This is a genomic window from Thiomicrospira cyclica ALM1 (assembly GCF_000214825.1).
Lineage (GTDB): Bacteria > Pseudomonadota > Gammaproteobacteria > Thiomicrospirales > Thiomicrospiraceae > Thiomicrospira > Thiomicrospira cyclica.
On sequence record NC_015581.1, the window covers coordinates 1,705,083 to 1,727,012 of the forward strand.

General features: G+C 50.5%; 6 protein-coding genes. All 6 read right to left on the bottom strand.

Annotated elements, in window-relative coordinates; all coding sequences use genetic code 11:
- Nucleotides 1-37: 37 nt before the first annotated feature.
- The 6 genes from THICY_RS07495 to THICY_RS07520 all read right to left on the bottom strand — a co-directional run bounded on the left by THICY_RS07495 (nt 38) and on the right by THICY_RS07520 (nt 21,869).
- Complete coding sequence (locus tag THICY_RS07495; protein ID WP_013836010.1) at nt 38-15,202, bottom strand: YDG domain-containing protein; 15,165 nt, start codon at nt 15,200-15,202, stop codon at nt 38-40.
- A 22-nt stretch (nt 15,203-15,224) separates the two neighbouring features.
- Nucleotides 15,225-17,015: a ShlB/FhaC/HecB family hemolysin secretion/activation protein gene (locus THICY_RS07500; protein ID WP_013836011.1), complete on the bottom strand. Its 1,791-nt coding sequence runs from the start codon at nt 17,013-17,015 to the stop codon at nt 15,225-15,227.
- A 160-nt stretch (nt 17,016-17,175) separates the two neighbouring features.
- On the bottom strand, nt 17,176-17,850 hold the full coding sequence (locus tag THICY_RS07505; protein WP_013836012.1) for a response regulator transcription factor: 675 nt from the start codon (nt 17,848-17,850) through the stop codon (nt 17,176-17,178).
- A gap of 97 nt (nt 17,851-17,947) precedes the next feature.
- The gene (locus tag THICY_RS07510; RefSeq protein ID WP_162093959.1) at nt 17,948-19,810 is read right to left on the bottom strand and encodes a sensor histidine kinase; all 1,863 of its coding nucleotides are present in this window, start codon (nt 19,808-19,810) and stop codon (nt 17,948-17,950) included.
- 39 nt (nt 19,811-19,849) lie between these two features.
- On the bottom strand, nt 19,850-20,908 hold the full coding sequence (gene truD, locus THICY_RS07515) for a tRNA pseudouridine(13) synthase TruD (protein WP_013836014.1): 1,059 nt from the start codon (nt 20,906-20,908) through the stop codon (nt 19,850-19,852).
- Between the two features lie 7 nt (nt 20,909-20,915).
- Complete coding sequence (locus tag THICY_RS07520; protein WP_013836015.1) at nt 20,916-21,869, bottom strand: Tim44 domain-containing protein; 954 nt, start codon at nt 21,867-21,869, stop codon at nt 20,916-20,918.
- Between the last annotated feature and the right edge of the window lie 61 nt (nt 21,870-21,930).

Genomic DNA, 21,930 nt, shown 5'->3' on the forward strand with positions numbered 1-21,930 from the left:
CGCGCGGAGGCCTTAAAATACAGCCATGTAATAGAGCTTAATTACCGGAACGAATAACGATGTTGCTCACCGCCTCAACCGTGATCCCAAAGCTATAGCTCGCGGCCATTAAGCCCAAGGATACTAATTGTGGCATCAGATAACGCGCAAGTTGCTCATCCGTTAGATTGAGGATCAGTTGGTTATCATCGGTGATTTCTACCACCAAGTCCACCAACGCATCAACCCCTAGCTCAACCTGAGCTTCTACGCGATCCACCACGTTGAGTGCGTTCAACGCCACCGGCTCAACCGACTCACTCACCGCCGTTTGACCTTGATTGACGCTCAAGACACCGCCACTTTGCGCTACCGACACCTCGGTACGACTTGCGCCGGCACCATTCACTTGGGTCACACTGAGTGTGCGCACGCTACTGACATCCGAGCTGGCTTGGCTGGTGCGCACCACACTGGTCTGTGACGTCGAGCTCACGCCCAACTCAAGCGTTTGATTGCCCACACGCAGCTTAGCGGTCGCAGGCGCCGCTCCCATGTCTGAGGCTTGCAGACTTGACTGCACCACCACATCCACTTCGTTGAGTTCAATACTAAAGTCGTTACGACGGGCACCGAACTGGCTACTGCTGGTCGCAGAACCCACATTGGTGCTGCCGGCACCGCCCTCACTGGAGCCGCCCGAATCACTGCCGGCATCGGCACTGACCAGCGTCGGTAATAACAATTCATTACCGGATGTCATGCCCGCTACCGCCGCATTCACATCGGTCATCGGCACAATCGGTGCTGGATCAAAGCTGATCGCACCACCACGGGCAAACAGACTTTGACGACCGCCTACCGTAAAGTTAGCATCCCGGTTTCGGGTCAGCTCACCCTCAACCGAACGCGCATTGAGGTCACCCCTGGCCGCAATATTGTTTAGCGCCAGATTGGTTTTGGCGGTCAAGCCAATGTTATTGCCCTCGGCATTGACTGGACTATTGAAGGTATTATTGGCATCGGTTAGCACAATATCACCGCTGCCGGCCACCAGGCCGGCTGTACCGGTCACGTTGAGTGGTCCGGTTTGGGTGATGTTTTCGGCACTCGTGACATCAAGATTGCCCGCTAAGGTGGTTTCACCGAATGTGGTGCTGCCACCGCTGGTGATATTCAGATCCGTTGCACTGCCTTCAACGCTCATGTTACCGCCAGAGCTCAAATCGCTGTTGCCATCCACATCTAACGCTACGGTCATTGTGCCACCAGAGCTTAAGTTGGCATCTCCGCCCGCTTCAACCTCGGCGGTGAGATTACCGCTGGCATTGAGCGTCACATCGGTTTTGGCCGTCACATCCGCATCCAAGTTACCGGTGGCGGCTAGATTCACGTTGTCGCCATCGACCGTGACTTTATCGCCAAAGGCGTTACTTGAATCGGTTAGCGCAATGTCGCCATTGGTTGATACCAGGTCAGCTGTACCGGTCACGTTCAACGGGCCGGTTTGGGTGATGGCGCCGTTGTTGGTGGTGCTGCTTAGGTTGCCACGCACTGTGGTGTTGGCAAAACTGGTGCTACTGCCCGCGCCCGTAGTGGTTGTGGTCAGATTCTGGCTGTTGCCCGAGACTGTCATATTACCGCCGGAGGTCAGATCGCTGTTGCCGGTGACATTCAGTGCTGCATTCAACGCACCGCCCGCATCCACGGTGGCATTCCCGGTCGCATTGACCGTAGCGTTCAGATTATTGGCATCTTTAAGCGCCACATCCTTAGCGGTCGCGGTTACTGCGCCGCCAAAGTCATTACCCGCATTGTTAAGGGTGATGTCACCCGTGCCTGCCACCAGGCCTGCTGTACCGGTCACGTTCAGTGGTCCGGTTTGGGTGATGGCGCCGTTGTTGGTGGTGGTCAATAAATCACCGCGCACCGTCGTCACCCCAAATGTGGTCGTGCTGTTTTCACCGGTTGTGGTCGTGGTCAGGTTCTGGCTGTTGCCGGAGACCGTCATATTGCCCACAGAGGTGAGGGTGCTGTTGCCGGCAACACTCAATGCTGCAGTCAACACACCGCCCGCATCCACGGTGGCATTCCCGGTCGCATTGACCGTAGCGTTCAGATTATTGGCATCTTTAAGCGCCACATCCTTACCACTGGCCGTCACCGCACCCACAAAGTCATTAGCCGCGTTGTTAAGGGTGATGTCACCCGTGCCTGCTACCAGGTTTGTCGTGCCGGTCACATTCAACGGACCAGTTTGGGAAATGTTGCCGTTGTTGGTGGTGCTATTTAAGTTGCCACGAACTGTCGTATTGGCAAAACTGGTGCTACTGCCCGCACCGGTGGTGGTCGTGGTCAGGTTCTGGCTGTTGCCAGAAACCGCCATATTACCCACCGAGGTTAGGGTGCTGTTGCCGGTGACATTCAGTGCCGCAGTCAACACACCGCCCGCATCCACGGTGGCGTTTCCACCTGCGCTCACATCAGCGGTCATATTTCCGCCGGAGGTGAGGTCAGCATCTCCGCCCGCTTCAACCTCGGCGGTGAGATTACCGCTGGCATTGAGCGTCACATCGGTTTTGGCCGTCACATCCGCATCCAAGTTACCGGTGGCGGCTAGATTCACGTTGTCGCCGTCGGCGGTAACTTTGCCTGTAAAGGCATTGCTATTCCCATCCAACGTGATGTCGTTACCGGCTTCAAGATTGGTTGGTCCTTGGGTCACTGTCAGCGTGCTGTCAACACCCTGCGTGATGTTGCCCGCCGTCGCCTCTAAATCCAAGCTTTGAACATTGACTGTGCCATTAAGGGCAATGTTAGTTCCAGCCGTTGCATCCAGCTTGCCTGTGGTGGTCACGTTGCCTAGCGTTAGGCTGTCGATGTCATTGAGGGTCACATCCTTACCGCCCAACACATTCACCACGCCGTTAAAGTCGTTCGCTTTATCCAACGTAATGTCGTTACCGGCTTCAAGATTGGTTGGTCCTTGGGTCACTGTCAGCGTGCTGTCAACACCCTGCGTGATGTTGCCCGCCGTCGCCTCTAAATCCAAGCTTTGAACATTGACTGTGCCATTAAGAGCAAGGTTAGTTCCAGCCGTTGCATCCAGCTTGCCTGTGGTGGTTACGTTGCCTAGCGTTAGGCTGTCGATGTCATTGAGGGTCACATCCTTACCGCCTAAAACATTCACAACACCGCCAAAATTATTGTCACCATCCAGCGTGATGTCGTAGAAAGTGGCCGGATCCCCGCCATTACTGGCTAGCAGTGTGGTGGCACCGGTGACAACAATCTCACTGTCTTCTTCCTGATCAATCGCCCCACTGGTGCTGGTGACATTTAGGAAGCCAGCCGCGTTGATCGTGCCTAGCGTTAGACCACCCACGCCATTAACCAGCGTGATGTTTTGCCAGCTGCCGTCATTAGCGCCCACAAACGATACTGCGCCACCAAAGTTATTGCTGGCGGCATTTAGCAAGGCGATTTGTGCAGTGCCGGTGTCGGCGATAAAGGCTGACGTGCCGGTAACAACCAATCTTCCTGTCGCCTGAGAAACACCACCCGCTGCGCCAGCACCTGACGTGGTACTTAAAAGATTTCCGCCCACTGTGGTATCACCAAACAGGGTTTTACCAGGGCTGGTAATTGTCAAGTTGCCGCCGGAGGTCAAGCTAACCCAACTTAAATCACCCGTTGTTTGCGTGATGCTCAGATGCGCAGCCGAACCTGTCGTGGTCAAGGTACCCGCGGTTTGGCTAAAGCTGTCACTAATTGTCACCGCACCTGTACTGGTGAAGCTGCCGCCGGTTTGAACCAGGTCTGCTAATGTGGCGCCGCCGCTACCGATGTTAAGCGTGCCTGCAGAGATATCCAGCGTCGCTGTTGAACCGATCAGGGATTCAATGTCCACAGCACCACTTTCTGCCGGTACCAACACCGTACTGCCAAAACTCACCGTATGACCGGTCGGGATGACCACATTGGCGACGTTGGCCAAATCGGGCACAGTCCCGGTGATGGTTTCGTCAGCGGTTGAGGCCCAGTTAGCGGGATCAAACCAATTGCCGTCTGCGGTGCCAATCCAGGTGACGGAATCAAGACGGGTGATTTCACCAGCCGCAGCGGCGTTATAACCAGCCGCATCATTGCCCGAACCGCCGTTGGTATGCAGGTGCAATACGTTGTTTTCATCAAAAGTAATACGATAGTTATCCGCCGCGGCACCTGACAAGCTGACACTACTGACCGTCACACGCTCATCACCACTGCCGACATTTTTACTGTCAAACACCGCTGTGCGATTAATCACCAGGTCGTCATTCGCGACTGGCGCAAAATCAGAGTTGGCAAAGCTGACCGACACGGTTGCAGCTGTTGAGCCGTCATACACTCGCGTGTCGCCGGTAAAGGTAATCGCTAATGGACGCTGGAAAATCACTCCATCGTTACCGGTGATGGTGGTGGTGCCACCGCCGGGAATGCTGTAGTTGCTAGCCAGGGTGCTGCCAACGGCAGTCACAGTTAACGGATTGTCAACTGTGCTGGTTAAGGTGTAACGAATCCCTGTACCCGCATTAGCCGAGTCAAAGGCACCTACCCCGCCCGATACAGTTATGCTTTCACCACTTATCAAACCCGACTCAACCTGACCGCTAACCGCCACCAAGCCCACGGAAACATTGTCCATGCTGGTGGTGCCGTCATACACCTTGCTAACACCCGTACCTGAAACAGCGAGTGGGCGCGGCGTGATGCTGGCTGCGACGCTGGTCTCAGTGTTAAAGGTGTAATCCGATGTTTCAGAGCCCACGCTGGTGGTAATGCCGTTAGTGCTAAAGGCAATGCCGGTGACATCCAGGCTATTTGCACTGACCACATCTTTTGAGTTGTAAACCGCCGTATAGTCAAAAACGAAGCTATCGTCCCCCACCGCATTAGCAATAACAAACACCGGTACAAAATCGGCATTTGCCTGCACCCCGTCGCCGACTTTAGCATCAGTAGTACCGTCATACACCTTGCTCACATTGGTATTGCCCAGCGTGATTTGCAGTTCGCGCGGTGTAATAGTGAGGGTGTTTTTCGCTGCATCAAAGTTAGTCAGTGCCAATGCTGCGCCACTGACTGGGTTCAGCTCCTGTATAACGTAGTTACCCACCAAACCACTGGCATCGGCCAGGGTAATGGAGTCGATAAACTTATCCTCAACCGCCACCCGTGCCGAGCTACCGGTTGCTGCGGTAATAGCCAAGGTTTCACCTTCGACCAACCCGGTAAGCGTGATATTGGATTCACTCAGGTTGATTGTACCGTCATACACCTTAGTGGCCGCCAATGTCAGCTCCCTGCGGGTAATGCTGACGGTATTTTCATCACTGAATGCCGTTAAGGACGGTAATACATAGTTGCTGACCACACCACCATGAGCACCATCTACCAACGTCATCGCGGTGAAGTGCGTTGCATCAGCCACATTGGCGCTGTTGGCCTGCGCGTTGGTGTAAGTCAGGGTTTCAGCACCTAGAGTACCCGTCACGCCGGTATCGATGGTGCCATCAAAAGCGCGGGAACCATCATAGACCTTGGTGGTGGAGATATTTAGCAGCTTAGGATTAACCACCAAATTGCCATCAATGTGAATGCCATTGGTCACCCCAACAATATTATCTGTAATATCCGTTGCCGCCAGAGAATAGGTGCCCACATTCCACCAGCCATTGCTGTTGCGGGTACCTGTGCCATCGATATTAAAAGTGATGGTTTGATCATTGGCATCGGTAAAGACTAGGGCGTTGTTGTTCGTAGCCGCAAAAGCACTGCCGGAAGCGTCGGTTAGCGTCAGAGCAATTTCCACTACATCTGCCTGGCTGACAGTGCCCATGGTAACAGTACCACCAACGTCTTTACGAATAGACGCCACCCCAGCAAAATTGTTAGGATCAGCAGCGGCCAAAGTCACCACATCGCCCTCTATCAGTTGAACGGTCGCGGTGGTCAAAACGTTGTTGCCACTATCCAACAACTCCACGATATCATTTTGAGCAAAACCAGCGGCCTCACCATTGCCTAAGGTGACAATCGGGCCAGTCACATACTTAGCGCTGGTGGCGGTATACACGGCCTCGGTGCCATAAGTAGCGGTTTGCTGCCCCACTTCTACCCGCAGTTTTTGCACCGGAACAATGGTGAACGTACCAGGGGCATAGGTAATGTTGTAGTTGGTCGTAGTTAAGTCGCCGCTTGCAGTAATTACATAGTCGCCAGGGGCTTCGCCAGAAATACGTGCTAGGGTAATAGTATTGCCCGTAGTCGATTCACCCGCCGCCAAGTTGGTAAAGCTGACCCCAGCAAAGCCCGTTGGATCGGTTTGTGAATAGAACTTCGAGGCATTGTTCGCGGTAACCGTCACGGCCCGTTTATCAATGGTCAATGTATTGGTTGTGGTAGCTAATAAATAGCCCAACGCCGAAGTGGTGACAGGCTCAACCCGCAATTCATAGCTACCCGCATTATAAAACCCAGAGGCATTTAAGACTTCAGCCGTGGCTGCATTGGCATCAGCAAAAACCTCAGCATTCGGGGCATTCGGTACCGCTTGTGCCAAGGTGTCGCCATTAACGGTGGAACCGCCCGCAGTCACGGTTAATGCTGGTGCTTCACCATAAACGATGGCTTGCGCTTCCGGTGTTAAAGTGAGCGTGGGTTGCTCACGATAGATCGCGTAAATGCCGCCACCCAATGCAGCGGTGTAGTTGGTAGTGGTTTCATCACTGCCGTAGCGGAAACGGCCTGAGCCATTTGCAACCAGACCATAAGTACTGCCCACACTAACCAGGCCTGTGCTACCCGTAACACTGCCAGTAAAGAGCGTTGCCCGGCCACCCGATCCAACGGTAATAGATGGATTACCGCCACCTAAGAGAATATTACCGCCAGCAGCCGTGCCAGCTGCCGCATTCTTTTCAGCATTCAGCACAACTGCTGTATTACTGGCATTTAACGTGTCAATACTATGCGCTAGCGTTAAGTTACCCGTATGCGTGGCGATATTCACTGTTCCAATAGCTGCAATAGCCGTGGGATTGCTATCACCAACAGTTAACGCACCGGCATTGGTGAACGCCAAACTACCAAGGCGCTGAATAGTCATTCCGCCGGTAAGTACGTTCACGCTATTACTGGCGTTCGTCAGATTAAAATTGCCACCGTTGAATAACCGCAACCGATCCGCGGCAATCGCAGCCGTTTGCGTCACATTGCCAGAGGCAAAAATATTAATATTGCTGAGAACTGGAGTAGGCGTAGCACCATTCGTCGCAGTCAAGGCGCCATTAATCGCAATATCGCCACCATACAGCGAAATATCACCGGCAATAGCTGTGGCGCTGCCGATGGTAATATTGGCGGTATTACCTGACTTACCAATGGTTAGGCCAGATAAATCCGCCGAGTAGGTCAACTGATCGGTGTTGAAAGCCGATGTAAATGAGGCGCTATAAGGCTTAACCGTCAAGGTGCCCGCGGTATTAAAGTTAAACCCGGAACTTAAATCAAAGTTATCGCCGGTTACCGTAATATTGCTGGTTGAACTGGTCACAGTTGAACCAGGTTTGTAGCCAATAGTCGAAGCAAAGTTGTTGCTGAATATCTTACCTGTACTGCCGCCGGTAAGATTGATTGCTCCGCTATTGGCAAGAATATTGGCGCCAATTAACAGAATGTTGTACTGGTCGCCTGATCCCCCTGGCGTGCCTGAAATATCAATGCTTCCTGTGCCGGTACTCTGGATAAATATGCCCACATCGCCGCCCGCAAGAATGACACCGCGGCTATGTGTAGTGGCGTTAGAAGCAGAGCCCTGTATTGAGATATCACCATTGACCGTTTTTATGTAGGATGCCCAGCCAACACCAGCTGTCGTTGCATAATTACCAAGGTTCAAACCATCTGAGTAGGCAGCCGCTGACTCCACACTTCCAACTAAGGTAATATTTCCTGTCTTACCCGCATCCAAGGTAAACCCTTCGTAGGCATTAATCCCGGCAGAGTCACCGTCATATGATGATGTTTTCCCAGATACCGATGTTTGCCGCCCTTTAAATGAAATATCGCCACCGCCGGACAGCACAGTCACATTACTGTTATGTCTTCCGGCGCCACTCTCTATTCCAAGGTTAATGCCACCTCTAAGCGTAGTGCTGGTATTGAGTGCATATCCTGTCGGTACAATAGTTCCACTGGTGAGCGTGGTCGAGTCAGCACCACCGCCCAAGGTAATAGACCCGCCACCTTCATCATCAGCCGTACCATTATTGGCGGTTCTGTCAGATGCGGTACGGGAATCCAACGTCACGTTATCTTTTAGATAGATAAAACCACCGTTGATCGTTTCGCCATCGCTATTTGACCAAAACGTGACATCCCCGCCATTGGTAACAACGGCACGGCTTGCCTCAAGCGTGATGTTGCCGCTAGCCTTCAGTAAAACACCTGCGCCTGCTGCAGAGGTGGTGAGGTTTTGATCGATGGTGATATTGCTGCCATACAATGAAATTGGGCCATTAATCGACCATGGGGTATAAGTCTTAATGTGACTTAAGTTACCCTCTTTGCCAATTGTTAAACCGGTAAGGTTGCTGACACCAAGAATATTCAACCACCTTACATCACCAGACCCTGTAAAGTTATTGTTGTCCAGCGTTCCCGAAACATCCAATGTAGTACCCACATCCTCAGTACTCCAAGCGGTGCCAAAAGGCTCGAAGGTGAAGCTGCCAGTAGTCGAAATTATAAAATTATTAGCACTCGAGCCTTCATCTATATAATCCGTCCGAATTAAAACATTGCTGCTAGATGCATTTGGCGTAGGTGTAATACCGTTAACATCGATGTCGTCTTTGCGATTACCTAAATAAATATCATGCCCACGCAGGTAAATTCGGCTGTTAGATATGAGCGAAATATCGCCGGCCTGGCTCAATATTTGGATGGGTTGATCAGTCCCCAAACGCCCCAAAATAATTCCATCATTCTTGCCGTTATTCATACCCGTTATAGAAACGCCACCGCCAGAGCTTGCGGTTGACTGTATTAGTACACGACTACCACCATCTTGCCCGTCCCAATTAACGCCAAAGCCCGCAAAATTTATGGTTGATTCGCCATGAATGGTAATAGCACTTGTTGCAGTACTGGCCGAAGTAATGGCGATCGAACTTGGGCCAACAGTTCCGTTGGGTCCTAACCAAATGGCGTGATCACTGTTGTTTAGGCCGTAAACGCCCACAGTGCCAGTGCCTGAATCCAACACAAAACCCTCGCGAGCGGCTACACCAAAGCCCCTTAAGTTGGTGTTGTAGCTGCCCGCCACGCCACTCGGGTTAGCATGACCACGAATAATCACATCACCGCCATCGGAAAGCAGACTTACATTGGTTCTAATTTCAACGGCACTGCCGGTATTACCACCCCGATAGGCATAGCCATCGGGAATGCCGTCGCCCGCTGTGCCGCCATTGCTGCCATCATCCAAACCACCGGCTAATACAATGCGTCCGCCATTGGAGGTGAGTGTGTTAGCGCCTGCCAGGATGATTTCGTTGTTTGCCGTCCCGCTAGTGCGATTGGCGGCATTGGACCATAAAATAATATCGCCACCATTGGTGGTTAGGTCTTTGCCGGAGGCAAGTACAATAAACCCGTGGTCATTCCCTGTGCCTGCACCAAAGCTTTTGAGCAGAATATTCGCGCCCGATGCCGTTGTTTCTAGATTTTGATTTATATGGAGCGCATTACCATAAACTGAAATCGGCCCTGCCGCTGTAATGGCATTGTTTAGGGTGATGTTCGATGCGTTTGTGGTTTTACCGATGCGCAAGCTTGACGGTGCGCCCGTGATAGTGAGTGCGTCAAAGTTTGGCGTACCTTCGATAGTCGCGGCCAAAGACTCCAGAACAACATCACCCGAGGTGTTGATGTTGACTTTGCTAGTGGAATTCGGCTCAAAGGTTAACCTGTCTGCCTGAATGGTCACATTTGAGCTACTGCTTGCAACCGTTGTGCCATCAGCGCCAATAACGATATTACTATCATTGCGAGGTCTTAAATAGAGTCCAAAATAAGTTCCGGTTAAACCAACAGGCTTGCGGTCGATCAGCGTAATATCGCCAGAACTAGACAAAATCTGCGCATTTCTGGCATCAGAGACTATGCCACGAACATTGCTGCCTGCTTTGCCGCCGGTTCCTTCAAGGGTAATGCTTCCGCTTTCGGTACGGAGTGTTCCGCCGGCGTTAAACGTAATACCCCAAATAGAGTTGCCTGCATTCGCGTTGTTGGTCGCATCGCCCACCAAGCTGATGGTGCCCGCACCAGTGGTCACAATATTTGCATTATTAATAAAGATCGCGTGATCATTATTGTTACCCGTTGTGCCGGTTGTGGCATAGGACGCTGTAATTTCAATATCACCACCCTTGGCGAGTATTTCTGTCAGTGTCCCATCACCAGAGCCAATAAGGATGGCTTGGTCAACCGCGCTGGTCCAAGCTGCATTTTCAACCTTGTAGGTGATATTTCCGCCGTTGGTCTCTACCTTCACGCCAGAATTTTGTGAAATGCGTGTGCCTTCAAGATAAATGGCCGCATTTGAAGCCGTAGATGACAAATTCGATTGAATGGCAATGGTGCCGCCATAAACCGAAATTGGCCCTGCTACCCTAATGCCTGTTTCGCCAGCGGCAAGGCGCACATCCGGGTTATTGGCTGCATTGGTATTTACCGTCAGCGAGCTGCTGTAGCTTTGCGCACCGGTGGTTACCAAGCCGTTACCGGTGACCGTTGTGGCGCTTGAGGTGACAGTTAGCGAACCCAGCGCTTTAGCCGTACCCACCCCGCCGTCAATATGCACCTCACCGGTGCCGGCATTGATGGTGACTGATGAAGGGGCAAGGTTGGTTTCCTTCACATAATGACTAGGCGATGTACTTGTGTCCCTTAAATCATTCCATTGACCTTGCGAGCCCACAAATTGTAAGACTGTTTCATTGTTTCCGTTGTTATTAGGCTCACCTGTATTCCAATTGGTATAGGCATTATTAACAGCAACCCCGCCATTAATGCCATCATGGAACACCAACCCATGAGTATCCTGCAAACTCTCAGGGCCTGTTACCCAGCGCCATAGACTATTTGTTCCCACCCCTGTTACTCGCTGGCCACCTAGCCATGCGGCTTGGTAGTTGACAGCCAAACCGGCAATCGAGTTTTCTAGCCTAGAGGTAATGGTGGCCAAGTAACTATCCCCTTCGCCTGCAGCACCACCAATGCTACCTTTCGCTAGATCACGCGCAGTCCCCCAGGTTAAGCCACTACCATGGTTAATGCCTTCATATCGGTTGCCGGAATTGAGCAAACCGTGCAGTGTCACATTTCCATTACCACTATTAATGGTTAACCCAGCCGTATTGGCAACAATGGTTTCACCATAGATGTTTATTGCTCCACCGCCGCTGGTCAGCGTTTGCGCAGTGCTTCTCTGGAAGAACACATCGCCACCCACCAATACACTATTACCGCCGATAGTTTTTGTTTGCCCATCTTTACCAAAAGTTAAGCTGCCGCCACGTGTATTAATGCCGCTTGATTCAAAATAAATAATACCGTCGCCCGTGCTATTGGTATCCGCCCATAATTGCGTGGCCATAGCCGCAGTGTTTGAAGTAATAGCGGCTGTATTGCCCAAACGGATATGCCGGCCGGCTTCGATTGTCAGTGCCGTGGCTGTGGTTGCGGTATTCGTAATGGCGGCATTTAACAATACATCGTTGTTACCGCTGGCTTTTAAGGTGATGTCACCCGCTGCGGTTAATGCGCCATTAACCGTAACAACTCCGCCATACACCGAAATCGGGCCAGCAATATTGATTGCATTAGCGATTGTTACATTACCACTATTGTCTTGTTTGCCGATGGTTAAGCCGGTTAGCGTGCTGTTAAAAGACCAGCCAGCTGTGGAGAACGGACTAGTGAAAGACGCGCCCGCCGGCTCAATACGTAACTTGCCGGTGCCCGCAAATTCCGCACTGTCTGTAACAGGCACATTGTTTGCCAGCACCAGCATGCCGTCTTGGATAGTTGTAATACCAGTATAAGTATGGTTGTTCGTCCAAGTGTAAGTGCCACTACCCTCTTTACGAATGTTTAATGTCGTTGGGCCTGAAGAGATACCTGTGTTTGAAAAAACTCCATCAAACTGCGCATCACTACTTCCTATATTAATGGCTAGGGTCAGATTATTACCGCCACCGCCTCTTGTGAAGTCAACCGTTCCAGTTCCCGTAATGGTTCCTGTTTTGATAACATCACCCACTGCACCATAAAGCCTAAGCCTGGTATTCTCACCATCGAGGTGGATAGCCGAGGTCAGGTTGATGTCATTCCCTTCAAACCAAAAATTTCCGTTATTCGTAACCGTAATCTGGCCGGATGTTGTGGCGTTTCCTCTAAATATCAGTCTGCTTGCAGTATCGGTTGACGGTGCTACCAAACTATCTATCGTCCAAGTGCCTGTCCCGGAAATATTACCGTCTAAGAAGATGGCTGCGCGATTATTATCGCTTCCTGCTTCATAGGTCACCTCAGCATTATTGATGAAGTCACCTGTTAAAGATGTACTTCCAGAATAAAAGGGAACAAGCCTCAATCGACCGGCGTTAACCGTTGTTGTACCGGTATAGGTATTGGCTCCGGAAAAACGAATCCGCCCCGTTCCTTCTTTGATGACATTGGTAGAACCGGAAATAACGCCATTTAAATAAGCAATATCATTATTTTCTATATTAAACGTAATATTGGCTAAGTCCTTAAACTCAGTCTCCCTTAGTTGCAGCTGACCACCATTAGAAGCCATGACCAAAGAGCGACTGCCCGTAGAATGCGTGGTCGTTGAAAAGGCGGTTTCCCTTAAAAGTCTTAACTCGATCTCTGAACCACTTGAGGGGGAAATCGTATAGAGTTTTCCTGTGTGCTGTGCAACAAAGGCAATTTCAGCGACAACATCATTACCGGAAGGATTGGATTGCTGGTGCAGCACGCCACTACGAACTGTGATGCTACCAAGCGATGTGGACGAGTTTTTGGTGGCTCGATAGTACTCATTGTTGGTACTTCCACCTGTTTGAATACCAAGACGACCAAGATCACCAGTCACCCAATTAGGCCAATAATAAATCTGAACCGTGTATTCTTGCCCTGCTACGATGTCAGGCGTATAAACTTTGGTACCATTGGTATGCCTTCCGCCCCATTCGATCAATGTCTGTGGTGCGCTAATCGTATAACGGGTATTGGTTTGCTCTACGGTTCCATTGGCATAAATATTTAAGCTGCCCGTTCCGCTATTTAGTGTTAGCGTTCCGTCGTGTCGCAATAGCCGCAAGTTGGAAACGCCATTAAAGTTGATGCCGTTGGCTGTGACCGTTTGATCGCCACTGGCTTTTTGAAAATGCACGAACGCGCCATTTTGAAAACTAACCGAACCACCATTGGTGTTAATATCACCGTCAAGTAGAACTCTTTTTCCTGTAGGCGCATTAAACGACAAATTCAATCCACCGCCTGTTGAAGTGATATTACCGTTGATCCAAATGTCTGCATTAGATGTGAGTGTTAAGGTTCGCGCAGCACTGCCCGAATAGTTAAAATTCGATTGGAAAACAATGTGGCCTGTTCCAAAACGAGTCGTTGAACCACCTGATGCGCTGGAATTCGATGTGGCAATCGTGATATTGGCACCAGCAAGGTTAGAGGCCAATGTATTTAACTGACTGGAATTAAAAAAGAAGTTCCAGGGGTCGAGCAGCCAGTCACCGGCAGTACCGTCAGCTGCGCTGGTGTCAACAACTATATCGTCAAAAATCAACTCAGCACCCGAGGTTTCTATCTGCCCGCCATCACCACCGTTGGCCCCACCTTTGGCGTAGATAGTGCCGCTAGCGGTAGTGACCGAGTCGGCTTTGCTGATATCACTCCACAGCACTACCGTACCGCCATCGCCGTTATCCGTGGCGCTGGCGTCGATGATTGCGCCCGCTTCCATGGTGACTGTGGTGGCTTGGTAAAGGGCATTCGGGTTGTCAAACACGCGGCGTTCTGCGTTTTGTCCACCTTGCCAATCACCACCGACCAGCACTTGGCCGCCACCGGTGGCGCCGGTCGCGGTTAGGCTACTGGTGGCTGTCAGGGTAATGTCATCGCCTTCAAGGATAATGCGCCCGCCTTGTTCGGTTAGGCTATTGGCTTCTAATAAGCCGGTGTTGTTCACCACCGATTTACTCAACTGGTCGAGCGCCCGCGCACTGAGTAGAATTTGGCCACCGCCCACCTGTATGGCGTTCTGGTTTTCAACCAACGCATTTAAAGTGCCTTGTTCTATCTCAACTAATAAACTGCCATCGCCGTTAAAATCGAGCGTGACTTTGTTGGCGGCAATCAGCGCCACATCGCCGTTGGGCGCGGTTATCTGTCCTTGGTTGGTCACCTGATTGGCCATTAGCACAATCCGCCCGCCTTCAAAGGCTTCCAGCTGGCCTTCGTTGAGGATTTGTCCCAGCGCCCCTTGGCCATCAAAACGGTATTGGCCATTTAAAAAATCCTGGTCGGTGATATTGAGCGTGGTGGCTACGAGCGAGCCGACGTTGACTTGCGCACCGGCACCAAAAATAATCCCCGAGGGGTTGACTAGGGTGAGGTTGGCATTGGCATTGAGCTGACCGAGGATTTGGCTGGGGTTGTTATCACTAATCCGCGCCAGGGCATGGCCACCGGTGGGTTGCTGGAAGGTCACACTGGCATCTCGACCAATGTTAAAGCTGTTCCAGTTGGTAATGAGTTTATGGCTGTGTTGCTGAACCACTAAGGCATTGTGGGTTTGGCTGATGTCGGCTTGGCCGGCGCTGACCTGGCCACCGGTGGGTAGGGCGTTGGCATCCAGCGCATAGGCGGTGCTGACAGGCGTCATGGCAACCAGTAGGCTAAAGGCCAGCGGTTTGATCGCTAAGGGGGGTGCCAGCAGGCCTGCTAAACCACCATGGGGTTCGGCGGGTCGGTTATCTTTTGCCCGACGCACCTTGCCACGGCCTTTTTGGGCGGTCTTAATCACTTCACTGACCGCTACCCAAGTCCGATTCACCGCACTCCAGACTAACTTATATGCCTTGTTCATTGCCCTGCCCTCTTAAATTCGCTTAGAACCACTTGACCAATTGTGCCCACACCCGCGTGTCGTCGGTGCGACCATCCGCGTCATTGCCATTGCTATCCACGCCGGGATTGGTGCCGATTTTGCTGGCCAGTTGCAACTGCAGCATCAGGTTATTACGACGAGTCATCCGAATGCCCAAGCCCGCGCCTTGTAAGCTGTAGGCATTAATTTCTTGTTGATTGTTTGGGCGCTGGTTGCCCAAATCTTTGTGCAACTGCACCCAGCCAATGTCATAAAAAGCGGTCAGTTGCGCGCTGTCGAACCAACCGGTTTGGGGCAGTTCGTAACGCAGTTCAAAATTAATCAGGTCGGCTTCATCGCCACTGGCCTCAGACCCCGGATAGGCTCGCACGCCACTGACACCACCGAGGCTCATTTGTTCGGAGGAGTCGAGGTTTTTAAACGCCCGTTGACCGCGATAGGCCAGTGATGCGGTCCAGTCGGCGTTAAGTCGTTGAATGCGGTTAAAGCTCAGGTTGAGCTTGGTATAAGCGCCGGCAGTTTGAAAACCGCCTTGGTCGGCGTCTAAACCAATCGGCAGGTCTAATTGCCCTTGGGTCCAGTTGAACGACCAGCTGTTAAAGCCGCCACCATAGCGCCCGTCGAGCCAGTCGCCATTGAGGCCAAGCTTTAGGCTGTGCTTGTCGCGCTGTTTGGTGCGCTCACCCAACTGCTCATCGAGTAGTTGTTGCTTGCTAAATTCCCCGCTCAGATACAGGTTGTGCGTTCGCGAGCGAATCAGCGCATAAGTCAGTCCAGCATTAACGCCTTGTACCGAGCCACGCGATTGCTGAGTACGGCCGAGTTCGGTCATCACCCGGTAATCGAGGTTTAAATAGCCCAGATTGAGCATTAGGCCGTGTGGGTTAAGAGGCGTAGCATAACTGAGGTTCGCCAGATCGACCCCGTTGCTGTGGTTGGCAAACAGGCTCAACTGATCGCCCTTGCCACTGGGGTTGACCAATCGGTATTGCGCCGCCGCTTGGGTTTCGCCGGTACTGCGATTGCCTTGGTTATCCACCCAGGCCAACAGATTGTGCCGCGGCTCGGTTTGCAGTTGATAACGCACCCGCAGCTCACCCAACTCCGCCCCTTGCGTGAGCGTGGCGGTGGCGTTAATGCCGTGCAAATCGCTCATTTTTAACACGCTGGCATTGAGCGGCGCTTCACTCAGCGCTTCACCAGGGGTGAGATGTGCGGCGGCCATGCGGGTAAGAAAATCCACATCAAGCTCACTGCTGGGTCGCGCATCGTCGGCGGCATCATTTGCGTCTTCACGTTCAAATAAAAACGACTGCTGTTCGTCCAGCCGACCAATCAGAATATGGATCTCGACCGTGCCGTCGGTGACATCTTGACGCGGCAAATAGGCACGGGCCATTAAATAGCCTTTGGCACGCAAATAGGCGGTGACCTTATCGCGGTAGCTAAGCATACCGGCGTAATCCAACCGTTGCCCTGCCGCATCCCCCACCAGTGCGAACTTTTCTTCCTCCGTGAGCACACCGTCCACATCGACAATGGTCATGGATGTGATCAATACCGTTGGTCCGGCCGCCGGAATCGGCGCCAACGGATCGTCTTGACGCGACTCCACTGAAGGGAGCGCAGGCGCGATTTGAGGAATCTGCGGGGTAAGTTGTTGCAAAATCGACCCGGCATCGGGTTGGGTTTGTGCCACAGCGGGTGAGCTGGCTAGCAGGCCTGCGAATGCCAGTGCCAACGCCCCAGTGAGCGGTTTAGCTTGCCCAAAATACCTGCGGTTGATAGCCATAAAATACCCCTAACAAATGTATGCAAATTCGATTAATAGACTTAATTAATACGAATCTTAGCAAACAATTTTTTTATTCCCTTACAGAAAACTGTAAGGTTAGGGGTTTTGAGAAGATTTTAGAGAAAATATTATAAAAAACTTAAAGAAAACCGGACCGCTAATCCTCTGCCACGATTGCTTGGCTGAGTTTATAACCCTGCCCTCGCTCAGCTTGAATTAAATCGCCAAGATCAAAAGCTTGGAATAGTTTTTTTCGCAGCCGTGAAATTAAGACCTCTAGGCGGTTTTTGCCATCATCATCGATAAAACCTAGCGCAGCTTTCAGTTGCCAAACCTCCACTAAGTCCGCTTCCGCCATTAACATAGCGTGCAATAAACGGGTTTCGTTCGCCGTTAGTCGCACATAATGATTATGATAGGTAAGTAGGTTAGCCTCTAAATTAAGTACCATCGGAGCTGTGTCTTGACGGCGTTTCTTTTTGCGCAAATAGGCTGCCATTGCGGCTAAAAGCTCTTCTGAATCCAAGGGTTTGGCTAGAAATAAATCGGCATCACTCTCGTAGCAAGCCACTCTATTTTCCGAATGGTCATTAACGCTTAGAACGATAATAATCATGTCAGGTCGAGCTTTGCGTAAGCGTGAAGCGAACGAAAGGCCATCCTCACCGGGTAATCCGACATCTAATATCGCCAAATCCCAGTAATCCAAAGCATGGTCAAACAAATCTTCAACCGACTCTAGCGCGGTTACCTCATAGCCCTGATTAAGCATCAAGTGCTTAAGGCTATCACGCAGCATTTTATGATCTTCAATTAAAAGGACTTTCGGCATAAGACCATCCAAACGACAAAAATTAATAATTATGCCAATAGAATAACCCATGCTTAAAAAACTAGCTTACAGAAAACTGCAAGCTAAACGAAGTGACTTACAAACGAGGAAGGATAACGGTAAAAATAACGAGATCGTCGTCGGTTTTTACCTGGATATGGCCACCCAATAAATCAACGGAACCATGCACAAGATAAAGCCCTAGCCCAGAACCCGTCACTTTTTTAGCGGCCGGACTGCGATAGTATTTTTCAAAGACGCGATCAATATCCGGTGGACCATATTCGCCGACACAATTTTTAACCTCAAGCAACAGTTCACCCGAATCTGTTTGGCCCAAATACACGGAAATTTCGGTATTGTCTTGCGAATACTTAACTGCGTTATCAATCAAGTTATTGCAAATCACCTGAAAAATATTGCTATCGCTCACCCAAATTAATGACTTTAGAGTCGCTGGTGCCGTGAATCGAATATCGCCGATGGTTGCATAGTAGCCCACAACCCGTTTCAGCAATTCGTAAGGCTCAAACTCAACCGGATTAACCAGAGTTTTGCGTTCTTCAAACCGCTGTACATGGGTACAGCGCTCAATAACCTGGTCAATATCTTTTAAAGCCATCAAGGCGTGTGGCTTGGAATTGGGTAGGGATAGGTTCTGTTCCAATGCAATTTGAATCACCGACAAAGGGGTTTTTAGTTCATGGCTTAACATGGCTAAAAAGCGTTCTTTTTCGAGTTTTACTTTTTCAGTAATCGCCAACCGCTCGCTAGAAATCTGATGTTGTTTCTCCATTGATTGCCGCTGTGTAATAGCGTGGCGTATTTTTAACACCATAACAAACTGCAGCAACAAAACCGCTACAAACGAGGTCATCTGGAATAAATACAGCCCAAATACCTCAACCGATAGCCAGCCCAATAACACCAAAATCATGGTTATCGAGCCTAATAAACCACTAAGCGTGGCTAAAAAAATCAGTATTTGCTCAAATTTCAAAACCGAGGTAAAAGTTAGATAGAAGGCTTTTATAAGCCAAGTGCTGTACATCAGAATGACATACAGGCCAATAAAAGGTATCACATCAACATAAAAATGGAAGAAAACCCCAATAATACCAATAGCACCCGCAGCGATTGCTAGCAGTGTCATGCCAAATAATATTGGGGTTCGCCTTAAAGAAAGTTCTAAAAACTCGATGTAAACTACCGAAACGGCAACTAGCAACATCATAAACGACAGCGGAACCAGCATCGCATCCAATGTCGGCCAATTTTGCAGTAGATACAAGCCTAAAAAACCGTTAACACTCACCATGGTTAATATAAAAATGGCGAGATAAATAACAAAAAATTGATAAAGTCGATTTTTAATCCAGTCGCCCTGAAACAGGTTGAAAACAAGCAGTGTTAACAAAATCCCAAATACCAAAGCAAACAAAACATAACTGTTACGCGCATTGCTGAAAAATGCTTGTTCCGACCAGCCATTCATAATTAATATTGTGGTGGAATGGGTTTGCAGACGTAAATAAGCATAGTCGGGCAGGTTTTCGATAACAAATAAAGCGCTACGGTGAGGGTGAAGCTGATCGGCGTATGGCCGTTTGTTACCCGCTTGGTGATGCTGCCACTGGCCATGATCGTCTTGATAATGCAGATCTAGAAAATCCAAATAAGGCGGCTGGATTTCAAGCCACAGTCCGTTTTCATATATCGCTTGCTGTTTAAACGGTCTTAAATCTAGCTGAAACCAAAATGCGGAACGAGTATAACCACCCAAAAATGACGTTGAGGGGTGCGGAATAAATTCGCCATGCTCGCTGGCTTGAAAAACATCCGCCAAAGTCAGCTCAGTAGTTTTGTCTTCAAAAACACTGAAGGTAATCGTTTGAGGTTGCGGTTGTGAAGCAGATGCGGCGTTGATAAGCAGTGAAGCACTGAACCAAACCAGTGCCATGCAAAAAAACGCTACTCGGGAGGTCATAGTTTAGGCCGCCTATGCATGGAGAACCTCTAAGGCTTCTCGCAACCAATTAGTGGCATATTGTCCAGCGGCTAATTCAAATTGAATGATTAGATCGCGCGAGCTTTGCTCTGGTTGCTTTTGCCCATCAGTGGCCTGCCATTCCCAATGCACACCCTGCGCCATAACCCGTAAAGCACGACGATCGGTTTTTAATTTTAAGTCCGTTAGTCCTTGGCACCAGGCCTGGTGCGATGACAGCACCTGATCTTCGATTTGTTGGACCGCCTGCCGAGCCGGCGTGGGTTCAAAACCGACCAACGGCCCTGTTGGGTGGATATCAAAGCTGGCTACCCGTTGTGCCAAATCGGCACTGGCATCATCGACAAACCACTTCGCAGACCCTTCAAGCTGAAAAACGTCGCCCAGGCAGGCCTGGTTCCAGTTGCCTTGTTTGACGCGTTCGCCCAGCAGGTGATTAAAAAGAAAAGAACGCGCCGCGGAAATATACAAACTGCGCTGTGCGGGTTTCAAACGGGTGAGCTCACCATGAAATAAACGTTGCGCCATCACCAAATTATGCTCATTACGGCCAAAGCGTTGCGCACCAAAATAATTGGGTACACCCGCTCCTGCCATTTGTTGTAGCCGCGAATTAAGCGCCGCTTGATTCGCGGTGACATCGCGCAACCGAATAATAAACCGATTGCCTTTTAAGCCACCGGTTTGTAATTTACGTTGATGGCGGGTTGCCGACAATACTTGCACACCCTCGATAGACCACTGATCCCATTGCGGATCGGCTTGCCCTGGCAAATACAAACTAAACCATTGACGGGTAATACCATGACGATCTTTAAGACCGGCAAAACCCACATCTCGTAAGCGAATATTGGCCGACTTGGCCAGTTGTTGCGCCACCCAGTCGGTATTTTGGCCGATCTTTTCGACCCACAACCACAAGTGCTCGCCCTGACCGGTCAACGGGTAGGATAAAACTTCTTCGACCTGAAAGTCCGCTGGCTGTTGTTTCAGTTGCGCACAGCCTAAAGGACCACCGTACGCATAAGGGAGTTGTGCCATGTGCGTCATGTGGAGGTCAGAATTGCTGTTGAATACCGGCGATCTGCCAGTTACCCTCGCCCGCCTGTAATCGACGAATATGCCAAATTTCATTAAAGGCGTGTGCATCATCATCGCGGCTTTCTTTAATATAGCCACTGAAACGAATACTAACCACAAAGTAGTCGCCATCAATGGATTGATCAACCAATTCACTGTGTAGCGTATCGACTTCGGTATAATTTTCACCGGGCACCATATCGGCCATCAATGCCTGAAGCTCAGCAAACAATTCGGGCGTACAGTAGCTTTCAATTTCGGAGGCATCCCCCTGATCCCAAGCCTTTTGCACAGCAACAAAATGCTGTTTGGCCCCTTCCACAAACGCATCTGGGTTAAACCAGCTCGGGGTTTCAACATGATGTAGCGCATTAATACCTAAACCTGAGCCAATCATCGAACCGCTGTAATTCGGATCGTATTGCTGGGCTTGATTAACCGGGCTCGCTGGGGGCGCCTCACGATACTGGGATTGAGCTGAGGCACGCTCTTGCGATGAGGTATTGTGTGCAGAAGCGCCAGGGGTACCGGCATACTGCCCCGACTGACGCGCCCGCAAAGTACGAAGCAACATATACAGCCCGAATGCTAGAGCACCGAATAGCAAAATGTCCATAAACTGTAAGCCATCAAAACCATCACCAAAGAACATCCACGCCAATAAACCACCTGCCGCCAGACCTGCTAACGGGCCTAACCAACGTGAGGTACCTGAATTGGCCACCGCTTGCTGACGCTGGGCTTGGCGTTGCTGTTGTTGCTGTTGACGTTGCTGACGCTGGGCCTGCTGCTGTTGACGCTGATGAGCCGGCATAGAATGTTGCTTGCCAAAACTGCCGCCACCGCCAAAACGCTTGGCTTCAGCGGGCTGTGGCATGATTAAAATAGCACCTAGCACTAAGCTAGCAAAGACTAACAATCCGTTTTTCATTGCGTTAACTCCCTATAAAGTTGACGTATTTCAATTTCAAAAGTATAACAAAAACAAGCGC

What these genes read in the sequence shown, in the direction of transcription:
- THICY_RS07495 (WP_013836010.1), bottom strand. Translation starts at nt 15,202, where the DNA reads ATGAACAAGGCATATAAGTTAGTCTGGAGTGCGGTGAATCGGACTTGG.
- THICY_RS07500 (WP_013836011.1), bottom strand. Translation starts at nt 17,015, where the DNA reads ATGGCTATCAACCGCAGGTATTTTGGGCAAGCTAAACCGCTCACTGGG.
- THICY_RS07505 (WP_013836012.1), bottom strand. Translation starts at nt 17,850, where the DNA reads ATGCCGAAAGTCCTTTTAATTGAAGATCATAAAATGCTGCGTGATAGC.
- THICY_RS07510 (WP_162093959.1), bottom strand. Translation starts at nt 19,810, where the DNA reads ATGGCACTGGTTTGGTTCAGTGCTTCACTGCTTATCAACGCCGCATCT.
- truD (WP_013836014.1), bottom strand. Translation starts at nt 20,908, where the DNA reads ATGACGCACATGGCACAACTCCCTTATGCGTACGGTGGTCCTTTAGGC.
- THICY_RS07520 (WP_013836015.1), bottom strand. Translation starts at nt 21,869, where the DNA reads ATGAAAAACGGATTGTTAGTCTTTGCTAGCTTAGTGCTAGGTGCTATT.